Consider the following 13,898-nt stretch of genomic DNA (forward strand, 5'->3'; position numbering starts at 1 on the left):
CCGTCAGTAACCGAAGTCCTGGACCCAGTACCAGCCGTCGGTGGTGACGCCGACGCCGATCTTCTTGAGCGAGCAGTTCAGGATGTTGGCGCGGTGGCCTTCGGAGTTCATCCAGGAGTCCATGACCTGCGCCGCGGACGTCTGCCCGCGCGCGATGTTCTCCGCGCCCGGCTTCGAGTAACCAGCCTGCTTGATGCGCTGGTCGAACGTCGTGCCGTCCGGGCTGGTGTGCGAGAAGAAGTCCTCGGCCGACATCTTGTCGCTGAAGTCCTGCGCGGCCTTCGTGACGTGCGATTCCTCGGCCAGCGGGGAGCAGCCGGCCTTGGCGCGCTCGTCGTTGACCAGCGTGACGACCTGGGCGGCCACCGAAGGCGCGACCCGGGCCGCGGGCTTGGTGGTCGGCGGCGGGGCTTCGGACGTCGAAGGCTGCGGGGCCGCGGACGTCTCGGTCGGCGTGGGTGCCGCGCTGGACGTCGTCGGGGTGGGGGCCGAGGTCGTGGGGGCGGCGGGCTGACCGGGGTCGGTGGTCTGGACCTGGCCGCCGGCGAGGTCGGTTCCGCTGCCGCTGCCGGCGCCGGCGGGCGCGTTGGGCAGGACGAGCGCCGCGGCGCCGAGCTCGGCGGTGTTTCCTTCGGCGGTGGCCATCCAGGTGCCTGCGGCGGCGGAAAAAACGCCGAGCAGCACACTGAGTGACACCATCACCACGTGAGCACGTTCACCAATGGGGGACACGGCGCAGGAACGTATCACGGAACAATTAAGGCGAGAACCCTACGAACGCACTGGTCACATTTCCCGTCGGCGACAGGCACGGTTTTCGGGGCAATCGGCCGCTTGCGCGTTACTCCGTTCAGCTCATCCGGACGACGAACGTCGCTTCACCGGAAGCTGTCACCGGACGACGGGTCGGGTCTTGACCGGTGGCGGTTGCTTTGCCTGTGAAGCCAACTTTGCCCGCCGTCGTTGTGCAGGAGTACGAGATTTCGGCGTCCACGGCCAGTTCCTCTGCGGTATGCGCACAGGAGGGCGTGTGGTCGTCGACGACCGTCACGCCGGCGAGCGGGACGTCGCCGGTGTTCTTGACGAGGATCGAAAACGTGACGGTGTCGCCTGCGCGGACTTCGTAAGGTGCGGCGTCATTCATCACGGCGATCTCGGGGTGGACGACGTCGACTTTTGCGTCACCGGCTGATTGCACGGTGCGACCGGTAGGGTCAATTCCGGTGATCTCGAGGGTTTGGCCGAAGTCGTCGGCGGCTGCTTTGCGGGTGCAGGTGTAGGTCTTCACCGCTCCGGCTTCAACGGTGTCCAGCTTGTTCGCGCAGGTCGATTGCTCGCGTAACTTGTCCACAATAGACACGGCGGTGAGCGGGACGTCGCCGGTGTTGCGCGCGGTGATTATGAAGGTGACGTCGTCGCCCGCGCGAACGGTCTTGGGTGTCGGGTCGACGGTGAGCTGCACAGCCGGGTGGATGACGTCGATCTCGTCGGTGTCCGTCGCCGTGACCGGTGGGCCGACCGGGGCGTCCGCCGTCGCCTTCGCGGCGCCGGCTTCGTCGTCGGCGGGGGCGGTCGTGGTGCAGTCGAACTTCTGCGCGGCACCGGCTTCGAGCTGGTCGAAAGCCTTGGTGCAGGACTCGGCTTGGACGTTGACGGCGGTCAGCGGGACGTCGCCGGTGTTGGTGACGATGAGGGTGGAGGTCACGGTGTCGCCGGGCCGGAAGGGACCGCCGTGGATGTCCTGAGTGAGCGCGAGGGCGGGGTGCAGGACCGTGTACGAGGCATCGTCGGTCGCACTGACCTGGCGTTTCACCGGATCGGTGGCACTTGCGGTGGCGGAGCTCACGAAACTGTCGGTGCCGGCGTTTACCGTGCAGGAGCGGCGCTGGCTGGCGCCGGGAAGGAGGGTGCCGATGGAGTGAGCGCACGCCGGAGTCCGGTTGTCCACAAGGGACACATCGGTCAGCGGGACGTCACCGGTGTTCGCGACGACGAGGGTGAACGTGACGGTATCGCCTTGGCGGACGCGCGTGGGCGTGGCGTCGTTGGTGAGGCTGAGCGCGGGGTGGATGACGTCGACGGCGGCGCCGGCGGAGGCGCTCACCTGCCGGTTCGTGGCATCGGTCCCAGTGACGTTCGCGACGGCGGTGAAGTCCGTGTCACCGGCGGCTTGGGTGCAGCTGTAGGTGTGCTTCGCCCGCGGTTCGAGCCGGCCCAGGGATTTGGTGCAGTCCCGGGCCAGCGGATCGTCGACGGAGACGTCCTGGAGCGGGGTGTCACCGGTGTTGGTGACGGTGATGGTCGAGGTCACCGAGTCGCTGACGTGCACGACGGCGGCATCGACGGTCCGCGTGACGGCGATGGCGGGGTGGATCACGTCGAGGCCGGCACTGGCACCGGCGGTGACGTCGGGTCCGACGGGCGGCGTGGCGACGACCCGGAGGGTCCGGGTGACGTCGTCGGCCGGAGCGGTCGTGGTGCAGGCGAAGTCCCGGGTGGCGCCGGGGTCGAGGGTGCCGTCGAGGGTTTGGGTGCAGCTGGTGGGCGCGGCTCGTGCGCCCGTGGCCTGTGTGTCCGTCACTCGGAGGCCGGTCAGCGGCACGTCGCCGGCGTTGCGGACGGTGATCCGGAACGGCACCTTGTCGCCCTCGCGGAACGGGCCGCCCGTCACCTCCGCGGCGATCGCGACAGCCGGGTGCTGGACCGCGAACGTGGCCTCGGCGGCCGCCGTCACCGGGCGGGCCGTGGGGTCGGTGCCGGTCAGCGTCGGCTTGTTCGCGAACCCAGCCGGGCCCGCGATCGTCGTGCACGTCGCCTCCTGCTGCGCCTGCGGCTGGAGCGTGCCGAACCGCTTCGCGCACGACGGGACCTCGGCGTCCGCGACCGTGACCTCCGTCAGCGGCACGTCGCCCGTGTTGGCCGCGGTGACCGTCCACGTCACCGGGTCGCCTTCGCGGACCGCGGCCGGTGTCGCGCGGACCGCCAGCCGGAGTGCCGGGTGGATCACGTCCACCGCCGCGTCGTCGGTGACCTTCAGCGTGCGGCCGAGTTGGTCCTGGCCGGTGGCCGTGGCCGTGGTGGCCACGTCGTCCGGTGGGGCCGGCGCGGTGCACGTGTACGTAGTCGTCCCGCCCGGGGCCAGGGGGCCGATCGCCTTGGCACACGCGGGGACGTCGTGGGCCACCGCCACCTCGGTCAGCGGTGCGTCGCCGGCGTTGGCGACGGTCAGCGTGTAGGTGATCGGGTCGCCGGCGCGGGCGACACTCGGCGTGGCGACCGCGGTGAGGGTCAGCGCCGGGATGATCACCGTGACCGTCTCCGACGCGGTGGCTGTCACGGGCCGGCCGGAGAGGTCGGTGCCGGTCGCCGTCGCCTGGGACGTCGTGGTGCGGGAGGGGTTCGCCGAACACGTGTACGTCTGCGTCGCGCCCGCCGGTAGGCCGGCGAACGTGCGCGCGCACGCCGTCGTCGTGTCGTCGGTGACCTTGACCGGGGCCAGCGGGCTGTCGCCGGTGTTGCGGACCGCGACCGTCCACGTGACGGCGTCCCCGGCGTGGATCACCGGCCGGTCCGCGGTCTTGGTGACCTCGACCGCGGGCGCGATCGTCGGCGCCGGCGCGTCGGCCGTCGCCGTGACCTGCTTGCCGAGCTCGTCGGCGGCCAGCGCGCTCGCCGTGTTGACGCCCTCGGCGATCGGGGCCTTCGCGGTGCACGTCGTCGTGCGGGATTCGCCCGGCGCGAGCGCTCCGGTGAGCGCGCACGCCGGCGTCTTCGGGTCGGTCACCTGGAGGCCGGAGAGCCCGGTGTCGCCGGTGTTCGTGACTTTGATCGTGAAGGTCGCGAGGTCGCCGGCGCGGTACGCGGGCCGGTCGGCCGTCTTCGTCATGCCCAGCGCCGGGTGCAGGACGTCGACGCGTGCGCTCGCGACTCCGTCAAGGGCGTCGCCGAGCGCGCTCGTGCCGGTGACCTTCGCGGTGTTCGTGAAGTCGTCGGGCGGTGCGGTGCCGGTGCACGAATAGGTCACCGTCTGGCCGGGTGCGAGCGTGCCGAGCGGTTTCGCGCACTCCGGAACGGCCGGGTCGGTGACCTCGACGCCGGACGCCGGGACGTCGCCCGGGTTGGTCACCACGACGGCGAACGGCACCGGCTCGCCGGCGTGCGTCTTCGGCTGGGTCGCGCGCACGGCGATCTGGAGTTCGGGCACCGGCACCGAAAACGCCAGGTTCTGCGCCAGGACGTCGTCGCCGCTGGTGACGACGCCGAGCTTCACGCTCGTTGCGCCGGCATGGACGCTGTCGACGTTGAACGCCTTCGCGTCGACGCTGAAGTTGTTCGGTAGCGCGGCGTTGTCGGCGTTGGAGATGAAGAAGTTCGACGTGCCGCCGGTCGCGGGCTCGGCGGCCGGGGTGCCGTCGACCAGGAACTGGTCGCCGGATCTGCCCCAGTCGCCGTCGTACGCCGTGACGCCGAGGTGCGCGTCGGCGGCAGCCGCGCGGAAGCCGGCGATCGTCGTTTCGGCCGGCGGGGCGCCTGGGGTCTGCCGGGCGTGGCCGTCGTAGATGACCACCTTGCGCTTGTGCGGCGCGTAGTCCGCGTTGCGCTCGGGGTAGGCGTAGACCAGCGCGACCGACCAGCCGCCGACGCAGTCGAAGCCCTTCAACGCCCAGACATTGCCGACCGTCACGTCGAAAACCGAAGGGACACCGGCGAAGCGGCCGGTCACGTCGGCGTGCGCCGAGTAATACCCGCCGTCTTCGGCGTACCCCGACGGCGCGATGTCCACGGATTCCGCACTGCCGACGGAAAGCCGGACGTTCTGCTTCGCGGGCGTTCCGGGCGGCGCGACAGCCGAGGGTCCGCAGCTCACGCTGCCGGCCCAGTTCAGCCGGGCGAAGACGACGCGAGCCCCCGGCGGGATGCCCACCGACGCCCTCGCCGAGTCGAACGTCGCCGGGTCGGTGTCGACGTCGGCCCACTGCATGAAGAAGTCGTCGTTGGCCAGGGTGTCCTTGCGGTCGGCGGTGTTCGCGCACGCCGCCGGGGTCGCGACCGTCCCGCCGGCCGGTGCGCCGTCGGCGGTGACCGGGCAGCGCAGGACGCCGTTGCCCGCGTAGGCGAAGTCGCCGTAGACCACGTCGTCGTAGCCGACGGCGAACGTACCGGCGGCGGCCGCGCCCGCCGCCGGTACGACGGCCGAGGCCAGGAAGACCAGTGCCAGCACGAGAATCGGGCGAAGCGGTCTTTCGGGCAACGGCACTCCTCGCCACCTCCGGGGCCGAGACGACCTTGGGAGCGTGGCACGAGACCCGGTTTTACGCCTTCAAACTCACTCGTTCGTGGAGTCGGAGCCGGTCAGCTTCGCCGTCGACTCGTGGGTGAGGACGGTGGCGGCCCGGACGAACCCGATGATCGTCCGGAGCTGGTCGTCGGTGTAGCGGTCGCAGAGCTCGTACATGCCTTTCACCAGGTGGTCCCACAGGTGCAGGCCGCTCACGATGGACCGCAGGTCCAGGGCGATGAGGACCTTGCGCCGATCGTCCGGGTGCGGCTCGCGGTTGACGATGCCCTTGTGCTCCAGCCGGTCGATCATCGCCGTCACCGACGCCGGCGCGAGTCCCGACAGGCGCGCGAGGTCCTTCGGCGTCTGCGGGCCGAAGCGCGCGAGGTAGTCCAGGACCTTGCTCTCCACCGCCGACAGCCCCCGGGTCTCGGAGATGGCGGTGTGGAACATGACCGTCTCCGTCGACAGCTCCCGCGACCTGAGCAGGACTTCTTCGACGAGTTCCGTTCGCTCGCTTGACACGGCGACCAGCCTAGCCCACTCTTTAGTTCGACAGAACGAATTAGTTTCTAAGACATTCGAGGGGGCGAACGATATGACAAGGGCACTGATCATCGGGGGCGGCGTCGCGGGCACGATCACGGCCATCGCCCTGCACGAAGCCGGGCACGAGCCGCTGCTGTTCGAGGCCTACGACCGCGGCGCCGAGGGCGTCGGCGCGTTCCTGACGCTGGCCGTCAACGGCTTGGACGCGCTGCTCCCGCTGGGCCTCAAGGACGTCGTCCGCAGCGCGGGCTTCGACTCGCCGCGGATGTCGATCGGGCTCGGCAACGGCACGAAGCTCGCCGAATTCCCCTTGGGCGGCACTCTCCCGGACGGCACGGTGAGCCAGACCGTCCTGCGTTCCGACCTCTACGTCGCCCTGCGCGACGAAGCCGCGCGACGCGGCATCCGCGTCGAGTACGGCAAGCGGCTGATCGGCGCGAGCCAGACGGACACGCACGTCAGAGCGGACTTCGCCGACGGCTCGCACATCGAGGGCGACCTTCTGATCGGCGCCGACGGCCTCCGCTCCCGGGTCCGCACGATCATCGACCCGGACGCGCCGGCACCGCGGTACGTGCCGCTGCTCAACACCGGCGGGTTCGCCGAAGGCCTCGACCTGCCGGACGAGCCGGGCGTGCTGAACATGGTGTTCGGCAAGCGCGTGTTCTTCTGCCACGTCGTCAGCGCGGACGGTCGCGTCTGGTGGTTCGCGAACCCGGCCCGCAAGACCGAACCGACCGCGTCCGAACTGGCCACGCTCGCCGGGGAGAAGCTGCGCGCCGAGCTCCTGCACCTGGTGGCCCGCGACCGGACGCCGGCCACCGAGATCATCCGCGCGACGCGGGAGCTCTACCCGGCCTGGCCGACGTACGACTTCCCGACGGTCCCGGTCTGGCACCGCGGCCGCATGGTGATCATCGGCGACGCGGCGCACGCGACGTCACCGGCGGCGGGCCAGGGCGCCTCGATGGCCATCGAAGACGCCGTCACGCTGGGCAAATGCCTCCGCGACGTGCCCGACGTCGAGCGCGCGCTGGCCACCTACGAGAGCTTGCGGCGCGGGCGCGTCGAAGCGGTGGTCGCGGCCGGGAAGCGCAACGGCGACCAGAAGGTGATCGGCCCGGTCGGGCGCGTGGTCCGCGACTTCTTCATCAAGCGGGTGTTCTCGAAGCCGTTCGACGAGGACCCGAACGCCTTCATGTGGAACCACCACATCGACTGGGACGAGAAGGTCGCCGCTTAGCGCCAGGTGTCGACGCGGTGGAAGTTCTTGTACGCGCGGCTCGGGGTCGGGCCGCGCTGTCCCTGGTAGCGGGACCCGGCTTCGCTGGAGCCGTACGGGTGCTCGGCCGAGCTCGACAGCCGGAAGATGCACAGCTGGCCGATCTTCATGCCGGGCCAGAGCGTGATCGGCAGGTTGGCGACGTTCGACAGTTCCAGGGTGATGTGCCCGGAGAAGCCGGGGTCGATGAACCCGGCGGTCGAGTGCGTGAGCAGCCCGAGGCGGCCGAGCGACGACTTGCCCTCGAGGCGGCCGGCCAGGTCGTCGGCCAGGGTGACGAGCTCGAACGTCGAGCCGAGGACGAACTCGCCGGGGTGCAGCACGAAGGGCTCGTCGCCCTCCTTCTCGACCAGCGAGGTCAGCTCGTCCTGCTGCAGCTGCGGGTCGATGTGGGTGTACTTGCTGTTGTCGAAGACGCGGAAGAACCGGTCGAGCCGGACGTCGATGCTGGACGGCTGGACCATGCCGGCATCGAAGGGGTCGATGCCGAGCCGGCCGGCGTCGAGCTCTTTGCGGAGGTCACGGTCACTGAGCAGCACGGCCGAAGCCTATCCGGTGGGTTCACGCGGCCCGCATGTGCTGCGCGTACGTCGTGTCCGGCGCGAAGATCTTCTCGAGCCGCTTCACGTACCCGCGGCGCCCGGCCTGGCCGATCCGCTCCTGCAGCGCGGTGGCCCCGGGGATGAACCGCCGCACGGTCTCGGCGGCGAAGTTGACCCCCGCGACGGCGACGATCGCGGCCTGCGCGACCGGGTCGTTCGGCAGGCCGAGGAAGTCGGCGTTCGTCTTCCCGAGCACGAGCCGGCTGATCGACGAGTGCACGGCGACCGAAACGTGCGAAAGCACCTTTCCCACGGCCCCGCGCCCCTCGCCGACGGCGGCGTTGGCCTCGATCAACGCCTTGGCGAGCCGCTTCGAGTCGTCGTCCGGGATGAACTCGGTCGCCGCGAGCAGCCAGAGCAGGCGCCAGGCGTCCTCTTCGGAGGTGGGCAGCAGCTCGTCGTCGACGCCCATGAGCCAGCCGATGTAGCGCCAGAGGTGCAGGATGTCGCCGCGCTCGCGGACCGAGTAACGGAGGCCGAGCAGCTGCGTGCCGAAGACGTAGACGAGCGAGAAGAGCAGCAGCGTCCCGGCGGTCTGCACCTGGTTGACGGGCCGATCCCAGGCGGCGTAGTCCCAGTCGTCCCGCCGGTTCATGGCGGCGCGCACGTGGGCGTGCACGAGCCGGATCCGCAGCGCGGAGGCGTACCCCTTCTCACCGTGCTCGAGGGCGCCGGGCGTGGTGACGTCGATCCACCAGGCGGCGGTCTCGACGAGCCGCCGCGTGGCCTTGTATTCGATCTCCCCGGTCCCGACCAGCGATTTCGTGGCGCGCGAGGCGAGATAGCCGCCCATCAGCGACATGTCCCCGAGCGGGAAGAGCCCCAGCAACCCGGCCCGCGTGATGGCTCTCGCGCCGCGCTCGAGCCGCTCGTCGTCGACCCAGTAGGGCTTGGCGTCGACCTGGTCGAAGAAGTCCTTGAGCGGCCCGGCCGCGGCGGCCCGGTCCACCAGCGCCTCTTCGAAGAAGGCTCGCCCCCGCCCCTTGGGCTGCTGCGCCATCCAGGCGACGACGTCGTCCGCGAGCCTGTCCTGCACCTGGGCGAACTCCCGCAGCCGCGCGACCTGCCGCTCGTCACCCCGGATGTCACCCTCGATGAACAGCCGCTGGGCCAGCCGGAACCCGCCTTGCCGGAACAGTTCGGGCTCGTCCATGACGCTCACCTCCACCAGTCGACAACAAGTGTTGTCACTTGACGTGCACGAGTCAAGGAGGAGGGCGCTGGACAAGGGGATCACGGTGCCGTGTATGCTGACGACGCACTGCGGATGTAGTTCAATGGTAGAACATCAGCTTCCCAAGCTGAATACGCGGGTTCGATTCCCGTCATCCGCTCTCATCGAAACCCCGGGCGTTCTGCCCGGGGTTTTCGCTTTCCATTCTGGCTCGCAAATGCGCCACATGAGCCGCAGGCAGCCCGGTTTTCTCCGCCCGCTCCAGCGCGTCGAACGCCGACGGGGAACCCAAGCGGTGCAACAACTCCGCCCGTGACGCGTGCCACCAGGGGTAGTCCTCCAACCCGGCCAGCGCGTCCACCAGCGCCAATGCCGACGCAGGTCCGTCCCGCTCCGCGACCGCTGCCGCGCGGTTCAAGCGAACCACCGGGGTGTCCTGGACCGACAACAACACGTCGTACCAGGAAATCACCGCGTCCCAGTTCGTCTCCTCGTAAGACGGCGCGAGGTCGTGGCACGCCGCGATCGCCGCCTGGACCACGTACGCGTTCGGCACCGACGGCGTCCGGCGCAGGCCCCGGCCGACCAGCTCGACGCCTTCCTTGATCAGCGCCGCGTCCCACCGCGAACGGTCCTGTGCGGACAGCAACACCGGTACCCCCGAAGAGAAACGCGCCGCGCGGCGGGCGTCCTGCAGCAGGACCAACGCGAGCAGCCCCAGCGCCGTCGGCTCGTCCGGCATCAGCGAAACCAGCAAACGCGCCAGCCGGACGCCCTCCGCCAGCAACGAAACACGGCCCGTGTAGCCCTCGTTGAAGATCAGGTACACCGTCGACGCGACGCCGGCCAAGCGGGACGGCAACTCCTCCGCCGCGGGCACCCGATACGGAATCCGCGCCTGCGCGATCTTCTGCTTCGCGCGCGTCAGCCGCTTCGCCATCGTCGCTTCGGGCACCAGCAAGCCCCGGGCGACCTCCGCGGTCGACAACCCGCCCAACGTCCGAAGCGCCAACGCCACCTGGGCGTCCAGCGACAACGCCGGGTGGCAGCACGTGAACACCAGCCGCAGCAGGTCGTCGCGGACCGACACCGGGTCCGGGCTCGGATCGATCGCCGGCATCGCGACGGCCTCCTTCCCCTGCCGCTTCGCCTCGCGGCGGACGACGTCGACCGCGCGGTGGCGGGCCGCCACCAGCAGCCAGCCGCGGGGATTGGCCGGGACGCCGTCGCGCGGCCACGTCTCCAGCGCGCGCACGACGGCGTCCTGGACCGCGTCCTCGGCCAGGTCGACACTGCCGGTGACGCGGACCAGCGTGGCCAGTACCCCGGTGCCCTCGTCCCGGACCAGCCGCGCGACCGCGTCCCCGGCGCCGGTCACTTGCCGAAGTCGACGACCGGCCGGACCTCGATCGCGCCGTCCCAGGCGCCCGGGATCCGCGACGCGACCTTGACCGCCTCGTCGAGGTCGGCGCACTCGAGCAGGTAGAAGCCGGTGAGGGCTTCCTTCGTCTCCGCGTACGGGCCGTCGCTGGTGACGACGTCGCCGCCCTTGCCGCCGGTGACGCGGACCGTCGTCGCCGTCGCCGTCGGGTACAGGGCCGCGCCGCCGCGGATCACCGCCGCCGCCCCCGCGCCGAACTCGTCGTAGTCCTTCATCATGTCCGTGGCTTCGGGCGTGGTCGGGTCGATGTCGGTGGCGTAGATGATCGCGGCGTACTTGGGCATGAGGTGCTCCTCGCAGGTCCTGACCGGCGCCGATCGCCGGCTTTCACTGTAAGGACGAACGGGCGCACCCGCGCCGGGACACTTGTCGCGGAGAAAGTTCGGCGGGCAGGGTGGACGCATGGGAGAGCCCGCGCTGTTCGGTCCGGACTTCGATCGCGACCCCTCACCGGCCTACGCCTGGCTGCGCGAACGACCGCCGCACCGGCTCGACTTCCCCACCGGCACCTGGGCCTGGCTGATCACGCGGTACGACGACGCGGTCACGGCGCTCAACCACCCGGCCCTGGTCAAGAGCCCGTCCGCCGGCAACGAGCAGTGGCAGCGCGCGGGCATGGGCCTGCCGCTCGACCACCGGCCGTCGCTGGCGTCCAACATGATCAACACCGATCCGCCCGAGCACACCCGGTTGCGGCGCGCCTGCGCCGGCGCGTTCGGGCCGCGCCGGATGCAGCGCCTGCGCGAGCGCGCCCAGCAGGTGACCGACGGCCTGCTCGACGTCGTCGAAGCGCGCGGGCAGGGCGACCTGGTCGCCGACCTCGCCTACCCGCTGCCGATCGCGATCATCTGCGACCTGCTCGGGGTGCCCGGGTCCCACCGCGAGGACGTGCACGAGTGGTCGCTCGTCATCGACTCCGCCGACGACACCGACGGCTCCAAGGTCCGCGAAGCCACCGACGTGCTGGAACGGCTGGTCACCGAGGTCGTCGAGGCCAAGCGGGCGACCCGCGGCACCGACCTGATCAGCGACCTCGTCGCCCAGGAGGCCACCGGCACGCTCTCCGCGGACGAGGTGACGTCGACGGCGTTCCTCATCCTGATCGGCGGCCACGAGACGACCGTCGGGCTGATCGCGACCGGCGCGCTCGCGCTGCTGACCCACCCCGGCGAAGCGGCCAGAGCAAGAACCGATCCGCGGCACCGCGCCGCCGTCATCGAGGAGACGCTCCGGCTGCACGCGCCGCTGCAGAACGCGACCTGGCGATTCCCCACCGAAGACGTCGAGATCGGTGGCCGGCTGATGCGGCCGGGCGACCCGATCCTCGTTTCGGTGCTGGCCGCCGACCGCGACCCCGTGGCGTTCGCGGAACCGGACGCCTTCCGGCCGGGACAGCGTGCCGGAGAACGGCGGCACATCGCCTTCGGCGCCGGGCCGCACCTGTGCATCGGCGCGGCCCTGGCCCGGCTGCAGGCCGACGTCGCCTTCGAGACCCTGCTCAGGCGTCTTCCGACGGCCCGCCTCGCCGTCCCCGAAGAGGAGCTGACCTGGTGGCCGAGCCCGATCACGCGCGGGCTCTTCCACCTCCCGATCGAGCTCTAACCTTCGACGAGCTCCCAGTCCGAGTCCGGCGTCGCGCGGTCGTAGACCTGCCCCGGCGCGGCCTTCAGCACCGTGCGGACGTCCGGGTACAGGTTCGCGACGTGCTCCAGCTCCAGGCCCTCGACCTCGAAGTCCTCCGCTTCGGGGACCTCGAAGCCGACGAACAGCCAGGTGCCGTCCTGCTCGCGGACGACCTGACGGACCGCGCGCACCGGCTGCTCGGGGCCGGTCGGGATCTCGGTGAGGCCGCTGCTGATCTGGGCCTCGTCGTCCGGCGAGCCTTCGAACTTCCAGGCCGCGCGGCGCTGGGCGAGCAGCCGGACGTCCTCGTCTTCGTCGTCGGAGCCGGTCACGGACGAGAGCAGCCACGTGCGGCGCTCGGGATCCCAGTCGGCGGCCATCCCGGTCGGCAGGTCCTTCAGCGCGCCCAGCTGCGGCAGCAGTTCAACGGCTTCGCGCAGCGACATCTTGCCGAAGCTCTCGCGGTTGACCAGCACGTCGTCGGACAGCTCGGTGCCGTCGCTGATAAACCAGTCGTCCTCGTCGTCCAGGACGACGAAGCCCAGCGCGTCGGGGTCGTTCACCAGGGCCAGCGCGATGATGACCGGCCCTTCCGGGTCCTGGCGCAACGGCCATGCGGTCGACATGCGCCATATCCCACCATCGGGCGACCTCGAGCCGCGAGCCGGGGTCACCGCTCGATTAATTCATCGTGCGTTGATATTATCGGGTCATGGTGCTGCCCAAGGGACTCGCCCGCTTCAACCGCGTGGTGACCAACCGGATCAACAAGTACGTCGTGAACTGGGCTCCGGGCTTCGGCATGCTCGTCCACACAGGACGCAAATCCGGCAAGGAGTACCGCACGCCACTGAACGTCTTCCGCACCGATGACGGCTTCGTCATCGCGCTCACCTACGGTCCGGACACCGACTGGGTGAAGAACGTGCTCGCCGCGGAGAGTGGCACCATCATCACCCAGCGGAAAAATTACCGCGTGCATTCACCCGAACTCGTGCATGATGAGTCGCGCCGAGCGATGCCGACCCCCGTGCGGCAGTTCCTCGGCCTGCTCAACGTCAACGACTTTCTGCTGGTGAAACGGGAGTAGTGATGATCGAGGGGGAACTCGTCCGGCTGCGCGCGCTGGAACCGGAGGACGCCGAACGGCTGCACCCGTGGACCTACGATCCCGAGGTCGGCCGCTGGATGAACAACGAACACCCGCTCTCGCTGGCCCAGGTGCGCAAGCGCTGCGAAGAACGCGCGCTCAACTCCTACGAAAAGGTCGTCCTCGGCATCGAGGCCAAGGCCGAGCGCAAGCTCATCGGCGTCATCGACCTGCGGGACACCGAGCCCGAGGTCGGCGAGGCCTACCTGGACGTCTACATCGGCGACGCCGCATACCGGGGCGGCGGCTACGGCACCGAGGCCCTGCGCATGATGTGCCGCTACGGCTTCAACGCCATGCGGCTGCACCAGATCACGCTGTGGGTCGTCGCGGAAAACGAGGCCGCCCGGCACGTCTACCGCAAGATCGGCTTCGTCGAGGAGGGCCGCCACCGCGAGTCCTTCATCGACGCCGAAGGCGAGCGCCACGACATGATCCTGATGAGCATGCTGCGCGGCGAACTCAAGTGAGCAGCCGGCGTGGCGCCTTCCGCCGCCACGCCTCTTCGAGCAGCTCACGCAGCTGATCGACGTCCACCCGCTCTAGGTCGACGATGATCGAGCCGTGCCCGTCGTAGTGCGGGGTCGTGAAGAAGGCCGCGTCGCCGGATTCCAGCAACGCGGCCTTCTCGTCGAGCCCGCACAGCACGACCAGGCCGCCTTCGGCCTCGGTGCGCAGCCGCGCGAACCCCTTGCCCGCCACCTTCAGCGCGGGCGTGCGATACCACGTCGACGCCTCGACCTCCGGCAGCGCGGAGGCGAGGCCGACGACGTCTTCCCAGGTCGTCATGGGTTCATTG

At 70.2% G+C, this 13,898-nt stretch carries 13 protein-coding genes and 1 tRNA gene; 5 read left to right on the top strand and 9 right to left on the bottom strand.

Annotation, left to right across the window (positions count from 1 at the left end):
* Window positions 1-3 precede the first annotated feature (3 nt).
* The 3 genes from H5965_RS11540 to H5965_RS11550 all read right to left on the bottom strand — a co-directional run bounded on the left by H5965_RS11540 (window position 4) and on the right by H5965_RS11550 (window position 5,803).
* A complete protein-coding gene (locus H5965_RS11540; RefSeq protein ID WP_310969591.1) occupies window positions 4-705 on the bottom strand; it encodes a CAP domain-containing protein in 702 nt (233 codons plus the stop codon).
* A 145-nt stretch (window positions 706-850) separates the two neighbouring features.
* On the bottom strand, window positions 851-5,221 hold the full coding sequence (locus tag H5965_RS11545) for a hypothetical protein (RefSeq protein WP_396136893.1): 4,371 nt from the start codon (window positions 5,219-5,221) through the stop codon (window positions 851-853).
* Window positions 5,222-5,326: 105 nt separating this feature from the next.
* Window positions 5,327-5,803, bottom strand: a complete 477-nt coding sequence (locus tag H5965_RS11550) for a MarR family transcriptional regulator (RefSeq protein ID WP_310969593.1) — start codon at window positions 5,801-5,803, stop codon at window positions 5,327-5,329.
* A 73-nt stretch (window positions 5,804-5,876) separates the two neighbouring features.
* Between H5965_RS11550 and H5965_RS11555 the strand changes: the two genes are divergently transcribed.
* Window positions 5,877-7,070 carry an NAD(P)/FAD-dependent oxidoreductase gene (locus H5965_RS11555; RefSeq protein WP_310969594.1) on the top strand — a complete coding sequence of 398 codons (1,194 nt, stop codon included), beginning with the start codon at window positions 5,877-5,879 and terminating at the stop codon, window positions 7,068-7,070.
* Here H5965_RS11555 and dcd read toward each other — a convergent pair.
* Complete coding sequence (dcd, locus tag H5965_RS11560) at window positions 7,067-7,648, bottom strand: dCTP deaminase (RefSeq protein ID WP_003058109.1); 582 nt, start codon at window positions 7,646-7,648, stop codon at window positions 7,067-7,069. The genes H5965_RS11555 and dcd overlap by 4 nt on opposite strands.
* Window positions 7,649-7,670: 22 nt before the next feature.
* Entirely contained in the window at window positions 7,671-8,864 is a 1,194-nt protein-coding gene (locus H5965_RS11565) for an oxygenase MpaB family protein (RefSeq protein ID WP_310969595.1), read from the bottom strand.
* A 110-nt stretch (window positions 8,865-8,974) separates the two neighbouring features.
* Between H5965_RS11565 and H5965_RS11570 the strand changes: the two genes are divergently transcribed.
* Window positions 8,975-9,045: transfer RNA gene (locus H5965_RS11570), tRNA-Gly, on the top strand.
* Here the strand turns inward: H5965_RS11570 and H5965_RS11575 are convergent.
* The gene (locus H5965_RS11575; RefSeq protein ID WP_310969596.1) at window positions 9,037-10,263 is read right to left on the bottom strand and encodes a DUF6596 domain-containing protein; all 1,227 of its coding nucleotides are present in this window, start codon (window positions 10,261-10,263) and stop codon (window positions 9,037-9,039) included. The two genes, H5965_RS11570 and H5965_RS11575, sit on opposite strands and share 9 nt — an antisense overlap.
* Window positions 10,260-10,610 (bottom strand): YciI family protein, encoded by a 351-nt coding sequence (locus H5965_RS11580; RefSeq protein WP_310969597.1) that lies wholly within the window; start codon window positions 10,608-10,610, stop codon window positions 10,260-10,262. Before H5965_RS11580 ends, H5965_RS11575 begins: the two co-directional genes overlap by 4 nt.
* 118 nt (window positions 10,611-10,728) lie before the next feature.
* Between H5965_RS11580 and H5965_RS11585 the strand changes: the two genes are divergently transcribed.
* Complete coding sequence (locus tag H5965_RS11585) at window positions 10,729-11,928, top strand: cytochrome P450 (protein ID WP_310969598.1); 1,200 nt, start codon at window positions 10,729-10,731, stop codon at window positions 11,926-11,928.
* Here H5965_RS11585 and H5965_RS11590 read toward each other — a convergent pair.
* Window positions 11,925-12,575, bottom strand: a complete 651-nt coding sequence (locus tag H5965_RS11590; RefSeq protein WP_310969599.1) for a hypothetical protein — start codon at window positions 12,573-12,575, stop codon at window positions 11,925-11,927. The two genes, H5965_RS11585 and H5965_RS11590, sit on opposite strands and share 4 nt — an antisense overlap.
* A gap of 86 nt (window positions 12,576-12,661) precedes the next feature.
* Between H5965_RS11590 and H5965_RS11595 the strand changes: the two genes are divergently transcribed.
* Together H5965_RS11595 and H5965_RS11600 are read left to right on the top strand one after the other, a co-directional pair.
* Window positions 12,662-13,039, top strand: a complete 378-nt coding sequence (locus tag H5965_RS11595) for a nitroreductase family deazaflavin-dependent oxidoreductase (RefSeq protein WP_310969600.1) — start codon at window positions 12,662-12,664, stop codon at window positions 13,037-13,039.
* Between the two features lie 2 nt (window positions 13,040-13,041).
* Entirely contained in the window at window positions 13,042-13,569 is a 528-nt protein-coding gene (locus H5965_RS11600) for a GNAT family protein (RefSeq protein ID WP_310969601.1), read from the top strand.
* Here the strand turns inward: H5965_RS11600 and H5965_RS11605 are convergent.
* Complete coding sequence (locus tag H5965_RS11605) at window positions 13,562-13,888, bottom strand: MmcQ/YjbR family DNA-binding protein (RefSeq protein WP_310969602.1); 327 nt, start codon at window positions 13,886-13,888, stop codon at window positions 13,562-13,564. The genes H5965_RS11600 and H5965_RS11605 overlap by 8 nt on opposite strands.
* Window positions 13,889-13,898: the final 10 nt, after the last annotated feature.

Origin of the sequence: Amycolatopsis sp. 505, assembly GCF_031625235.1 — a bacterium.
Lineage (GTDB): Bacteria > Actinomycetota > Actinomycetes > Mycobacteriales > Pseudonocardiaceae > Amycolatopsis.

Excerpts from the sequence above, each read along its gene's own strand:
- H5965_RS11585 (WP_310969598.1), top strand. The coding sequence starts at position 10,729 with ATGGGAGAGCCCGCGCTGTTCGGTCCGGACTTCGATCGCGACCCCTCA.
- H5965_RS11595 (WP_310969600.1), top strand. The coding sequence starts at position 12,662 with ATGGTGCTGCCCAAGGGACTCGCCCGCTTCAACCGCGTGGTGACCAAC.
- H5965_RS11580 (WP_310969597.1), bottom strand. The coding sequence starts at position 10,610 with ATGCCCAAGTACGCCGCGATCATCTACGCCACCGACATCGACCCGACC.
- H5965_RS11565 (WP_310969595.1), bottom strand. The coding sequence starts at position 8,864 with ATGGACGAGCCCGAACTGTTCCGGCAAGGCGGGTTCCGGCTGGCCCAG.
- H5965_RS11600 (WP_310969601.1), top strand. The coding sequence starts at position 13,042 with ATGATCGAGGGGGAACTCGTCCGGCTGCGCGCGCTGGAACCGGAGGAC.
- H5965_RS11605 (WP_310969602.1), bottom strand. The coding sequence starts at position 13,888 with ATGACGACCTGGGAAGACGTCGTCGGCCTCGCCTCCGCGCTGCCGGAG.
- H5965_RS11590 (WP_310969599.1), bottom strand. The coding sequence starts at position 12,575 with ATGTCGACCGCATGGCCGTTGCGCCAGGACCCGGAAGGGCCGGTCATC.
- H5965_RS11555 (WP_310969594.1), top strand. The coding sequence starts at position 5,877 with ATGACAAGGGCACTGATCATCGGGGGCGGCGTCGCGGGCACGATCACG.